At 60.7% G+C, this 5559-nt stretch carries 5 protein-coding genes and 1 pseudogene; 3 read left to right on the top strand and 3 right to left on the bottom strand.

Annotation, left to right across the window (positions count from 1 at the left end; all coding sequences use genetic code 11):
- Positions 1-436 (top strand): hypothetical protein (locus BST14_RS30625; RefSeq protein ID WP_211280829.1); only part of this gene is annotated, 436 nt, incomplete at its 5' end.
- Here the strand turns inward: BST14_RS30625 and BST14_RS27310 are convergent.
- Together BST14_RS27310 and BST14_RS30470 are read right to left on the bottom strand one after the other, a co-directional pair.
- Positions 433-850 (bottom strand): annotated as a pseudogene (locus BST14_RS27310) (SDR family oxidoreductase); the annotation flags it as partial. The gene BST14_RS30625 and the pseudogene BST14_RS27310 overlap by 4 nt on opposite strands.
- 118 nt (positions 851-968) lie before the next feature.
- The gene (locus tag BST14_RS30470) at positions 969-1232 is read right to left on the bottom strand and encodes a hypothetical protein (protein WP_169926126.1); all 264 of its coding nucleotides are present in this window, start codon (positions 1230-1232) and stop codon (positions 969-971) included.
- A gap of 619 nt (positions 1233-1851) precedes the next feature.
- Between BST14_RS30470 and BST14_RS27305 the strand changes: the two genes are divergently transcribed.
- Together BST14_RS27305 and BST14_RS27300 are read left to right on the top strand one after the other, a co-directional pair.
- A complete protein-coding gene (locus tag BST14_RS27305; RefSeq protein ID WP_083067407.1) occupies positions 1852-2916 on the top strand; it encodes a phosphotransferase family protein in 1065 nt (354 codons plus the stop codon).
- Between the two features lie 25 nt (positions 2917-2941).
- Entirely contained in the window at positions 2942-3961 is a 1020-nt protein-coding gene (locus tag BST14_RS27300) for a DUF7064 domain-containing protein (protein WP_083067406.1), read from the top strand.
- 153 nt (positions 3962-4114) lie between these two features.
- Here the strand turns inward: BST14_RS27300 and BST14_RS27295 are convergent.
- Positions 4115-5232, bottom strand: a protein-coding gene (locus BST14_RS27295; protein ID WP_142279646.1) for an IS3 family transposase whose coding sequence is annotated in 2 segments (ribosomal slippage) — positions 4115-4965 and positions 4965-5232 — 1119 coding nt in all. Because the reading frame shifts where the segments join, the coding sequence is not laid out codon by codon here.
- Positions 5233-5559: the final 327 nt, after the last annotated feature.

Below are 5559 nucleotides of genomic sequence, written 5' to 3'. Positions count from 1 at the left end.
ACTACGCTCAGAATCGGAGACCAGCCGCTGGCTGAGTCCTCAAACCAGTAAGTCTCCGGACTCGCCGGGGCGGTTCAGCGCCGGCTGCCCCGTTCCATACGACACGTCCGACGGCACAGATCTCTTCAAGCACCGGGAACGTCGGCCGCCGACACGCGATCTGAGAAGTCGACGTCGAGCTGTGGAGTTTGCACTGAACTCCCCTCTGTCGCGCCAGATCACCGACCGGCGATGCTTAATCTTTTGTCCGGACTATTCGGCGGATTTATCTGATACACAACATAATCCGCTAACGTCGCCAATGATGTCAAGCATGTTGGAATCACAAGCAGAACGGTTGCACATATTCATCTGGACGAAATGGGGGCTGCGAGCGTCGACGCTTGAGGAGATCTCCGCCAAGGTCGATTACGCAAATTCGAGTGTGATGCGCTAAGTAACACGCCCTCCGTTCACGCCGATGATCTGGCCGGTGATGTAGCCGGCGTCCTCGGACACCAGGAAGCCGCACATGGCGGCGATGTCTTGCGGCTACCAATTCGCCGCACGGGGGTAGCCGCAATGAGACCGTCGATAGTGATCTCGTCGAATCGCCGCGCCGCGCGGCATTATCGATGAAACCAGGGGGGACCGCGTTCACGGTGATGCCATGGGGGCCGTATTCGAGGGCGAGCACTTTGGTCAAGCCGTTGACGGCCGATTTCGCTGCGACATAATGCGACTTCATCGGGGTGCCCGAGTGGGTACTGGATGAAGAGATGTTGACGATACGTCCCCATCGGGCGGTCAACATGTCGGGCAGCACCGCCCGCACACAGTGAAAGACACCGTTGAGATTGACGTCGATGACGGCACTGGTCAACGCATCACGCGCCTGATCGTCCCACTGGTCCAACGGTAGCGGGGTCATTCGCATGCGCCGACAGCTCCTCTCATCTCGGTCGGGCCCGTGGCCGAAATGACTGCGATCAGCCTGCCGGGGCTGGATAAATGCTTGGGTCGTCGGCTGCAAAGTAAGCCTCCGCAACGTTTCTCGGAGCATTGGGCTCGCCGATCAGCCGCGCGAATTTCTGCGCCTCATAGGTCGCCGTGGCGAGCGGCCGTACACCAAGCGCATCGCCGATAGTGCAAAGCTGCCTGACGTTGCCGTCGAGCTCGCGGGCATTCCCGTCGAGTGGGATGCGGCCAGTGGCCAAAACGACCGCATCTACGCCGGCGATCACCGACCGCACTGGTTTTAGGCACTGAATTTGTCCAGTGCACATTCGATCCGCGGTCACACGCATGATGGAATTGCTTCTCTACTGTCAATCACAATGCAATATCCAGGCTTTGATGGGCGGGTAAGCAGTTAGCTGTTGATTGAAGCCTGTGAAGGTCGGCAACCACCAACAGTGGAAGTGATCTGGCGTTCGGCCGCCTGCTCGATGAGTTCATCGCCGACCGGCGCCGTGATTTGGTTCCGGCATAGCGGCGACGAAGCCGTTAATGCGCTCGACCAGTCGCGCGATGGGCATTCTTGGAGACTACTGCAATAATGATACTGTCAAGACCAGTACAATACTTGCGACCTCGCCTTCGCTGACTGACGTCGTGGGAACGGTTATCGTGCCCGCCTCGCCTGCGTATGTCCTAGCGATCGTCGTGTTCGCGCGAAACAGCGGATCGTCGTGGTTGACGAGCTGGAGGTACGAAAATGCATCCTCGCTGGTGCCATGGTTTCCGATTCGCCAGTGGACGTCTGTTGCAGACCGCGCAGGACAGCCCGGTCACGTGTGACAACTGCGCGGGCAGCGAGTCCGCGGTGTCATCACGGCTGTTGCGCCTGTATCGAATGCGAGGACTTTGGTGATGGCTGATGTGCAGTCGATGCTCAGTTCGGTGATCGGTACCGGCAAGGCCGTGGTGCACAAAGTTGGCGGCGAGGAGATTCGCCGGTTTATCGAGAACCAGCGGGATGTCGCGGGCGGCGTCGAGGTGACAGTGATCGGTGATGTTGGCGAAGTCGGGGCGTCGAGCGGCATCGTGCTGTTCGACGCAAGTTATGAGTCCGGCCTAGGCCGGGTTACCCGTGAACTCGTGCTGCGTCACGCGCCGGCAACCGAGCGGCGGCTCTTCTTCGAATACGACATGGCGCGGCAATTCCAGGTGCAACGGGCCCTGCAAGGCAGCGGCGTGCCCGTGCCCGAGCCGGTGTGGCTAGACCCTGATGGTCGTTGGCTTGGTGTACCCGGCTACACGATGTCGCGTGCACGCGGAATCTTGCCTCACACCGCGTGCTTTCTGCGCGGGCCACTTGTGGAGGTCTCGCCGGCCGATCGCGAGGAGATGCTCGGCCAGGTCATGAAAGCCCTCGTTGCTATTCATACCACCGACATCTCAGCGAGCGGGCTGGAAAACTTCGTGATGAATGCGCACGGCAGCGCACCGCTGGAGCGCTGTATCAACTGGTACTGGCAAACCTGGGAATGGGTTCGCCTGCCGCACTTCGCACGATTGGTGCCGGTGCGGCGGTGGTTGCTCGACAATCTGCCTAGCGGGGAACCCGAACTGATCCACGGCGATGCGAACCTGCATAACTACATGTTTGACGGAAACCGCCTGGTCGCTGTCTTGGACTGGGAGGTATCGACGCTGGGCCGCGCGGAGGTCGATCTGGCGATGCAATGCGTCGTCAACCAGTTGTTCGCGCCCGAGCCTGACAGCGGCTTGTTGATGCCGCCCAGCGAGGAGGAATGGCTGGCGACATATCACGCCGCGGGCGGGCGGCCGCTGCGTGACTTCGAGTACTTCAAGAAACTGGCCGCCTACATGCTTCTAGTTGCCCTCGGCGCGCTACAGCGCAACATGACAGATGCCGAACGCGAAGAACACGAGCCGCTATTGCAGCCGTGTTGGCAGCGTGTCGAAACGTGACGTGACTACATGGACGGGAGCAAACATGACCACCGAAGCGCAAGACCAGGCATTCTGGGAAACCAAGAACGTCTCGTTTCTGACCGCCACACCCGACTGCGACTTGCTGCATCCGCAGTTTAAAGAGTTGAATCATTCGCCGACGTTGACCGAAACGCACTACTTCGGTTTCAGTGTGCCAGAAGAAAATATCCATGCCATGAACTATCTGTGGCATCACCCGAACCTCGGTGTTGTCAGCGGTGGCGCGTGGGTGTGGCAGGGCATCAAGTCACATGCGCTGCAGTCCGAGCTGTTCAATTGGACAAGCTTTACCGACGAGGAGATGCTCGCCAATGACTTGTGGGACTACCGTTTCGACAACGGCTACCACGTGCAGACGATTGAGCCGCTGAAAAGACATCGATTGCGCTATGTCGACGACGCACGCCAGAACGCCTTTGATATCGAGACGGAGGCGCTGATGCAGCCGATGCTGTTGGCTACGGGCCTGCACTTCGAGCAGGCGATGCGCGCTCGGGGTGAACTGACCTTGCGCGGCAAGACTTATCGAGTGGACTGCGCTCATGTGCGGGATCGCTCGTGGGGTCAGGGGCGCAGTGAACAGCACGCTACGATGCCACCGATCACCTGGATGACCGGTGTATTCAGCGACACCTTCATGTTCGCCTGCCTGGCTCACGATCACCCGGATCTGAACCCGGACTGGAAGGGTCATCTCGAAATACCGGGCGGCGATCCCACCAAAGGCGGCTGGATCTACCGCGACGACACACTGATTCCCATCGTCGCCACCCGCAACCGCGTCCACCACGACTACACCACCCTGGTCCCGACCACCGTCGAGATGGTGATGACCGACGCGACCGGCCGCCACTACGAGCTGCACGGCGAGGTCATCTCAGCCAACCACTTCCCCGCCTGGCTCAACGTCGACACTTGGATCTGCCTAACGCGCTGGGAATACGACGGCCACGTCTGCCACGGCGACCTACAACAGATGCAATGGCACGACTACATCCACCAATTCCTGAAACCTCGCTGACTGGCGACGTTTTAGACAGAATGAACCTTCAGCCGTAACGCAAGAGGTTCAACCACATTGTTTCACCGAGACTAGGCTACGGTCGCAACATCATAAGGACCACCGCATGAGTGACCGGACCCCGTGAACTGGTCCACGGCGAACGGGAGTCGTTCATTGGTGGGTACAGGTGGCAGCGTGACGGGCTGGCGCCTGGTAGCCCAGTGACGAATGCCGGCGATGGTGGTTGTACTCGTGCTTCCAGTCGCTGATGAGCACCCGGGCCTGGGCCATCGACCAGAAGCTGTTGATGTTCAAGCATTCGTCACGGATGCGGGAGTTGAAGGATTCGACGTAGCCGTTTCGCCACGGCTCGCCGCGTGGGATGAAGTGCAGGCCGACCTGCCCGGCGGCCCAGTCGGCCATTGCGCTGCAGGCTAATTCGGGTCCGTTGTCGCAGCGCAGCACGGCCGGGTAGGTGCCACGCTCGGCGGCCAGGTGGTCCAGTTGGGCGATGAGGTGCTCGCCGGTGATGCTGCGCTCAACCATCCCACCGAGGCATTCGCGGGTGTGTTCGTCGATGATCGAAACGATCTTGATTGGACGTCCGTCGGTGGTGGAGTCGAACTGGAAGTCCACCGCCCACACCCGGTTGGGCGCATCGACGATTACGGTCGCTGGTGCGGTGGAGCTGCCATGGCGTTTGCGGCGTCGGCGCTGCGGTACTCGAAGCCCCTCTTCGCGCCAAAGGCGTTGCACCTTGTTGTGATTGACTGCCCAGCCTTCAGCGCGGGCGTCGTGATACGCAGGTCGGAACCCGCGTCGTGGGTGGTCCTTGGCGTACTGGCGAAGCCAGGTTCGCAGGGCGGCGTTGGGATCCTCCGGCGTAGTCGAAGCGGGTGCGTGTCGCTGGGTTGCGCGGTGCTGCCCGGTCACGCGGCAGGCACACCGTTCGCTGACCCCCAGCACCCGCTGGAGGTGACGAACGGCCGCTCGCCGACGTTCCGGGCCTAGAAGTTTCCCTTCGCGATCTCCCGCAGCGCGTCCTTCTCCAACTCCGCGTCTGCCAGCAGGCGTTTGAGGGTGGTGTTCTCGCGTTCGAGGTCCTTAAGGCGTTTGGCGTCCTCGGCCTTCAACCCGCCGAACTGGTTACGCCACCGGTGGTAGGTGGCCTCGAAGACACCCAGTTCGCGGCACACCGCCGCGGTGTCCTTACCCTCGGCCAGGAACCGATCGGCCGCCATCAGCTTGCGCACGATCTGCTCGGGGCTGTGCCGCTTCCTCGTCGCCATGATCTTGTTGAGCCTTCCTGCCCACGTCGTGGGCTGCAAGACTCTCATAAGCCGTGGATCAACCGAACGGGGTCAGGCCACTTTTTCAGTAGCCCGTTCCACGCCTTTGGTCGCCGATACGTCGACAAGGGTGACATTGGGCCGGTTGAATGTCGGCAGATAGTCGTTGTTGGAGCACGGCCGCTTGCAAAAGAACCGGTAGTAGGGATGAGCGCTTCGGCTGTCTTGGTGTGCTTGACGATACCGTCGAGGTTGCGTCCGCCAAGGTGGTGTACGAGTCGGGGACCGATTTGGTGACCGGCGTGTCGTAGCCGAGTGATTGAAGGT

Origin of the sequence: Mycobacterium arosiense ATCC BAA-1401 = DSM 45069, from assembly GCF_002086125.1 — a bacterium.
In the GTDB taxonomy this organism is placed as follows: Bacteria; Actinomycetota; Actinomycetes; order Mycobacteriales; family Mycobacteriaceae; genus Mycobacterium; species Mycobacterium arosiense.
This window is presented reverse-complemented; position numbering and strand designations above follow the sequence as displayed.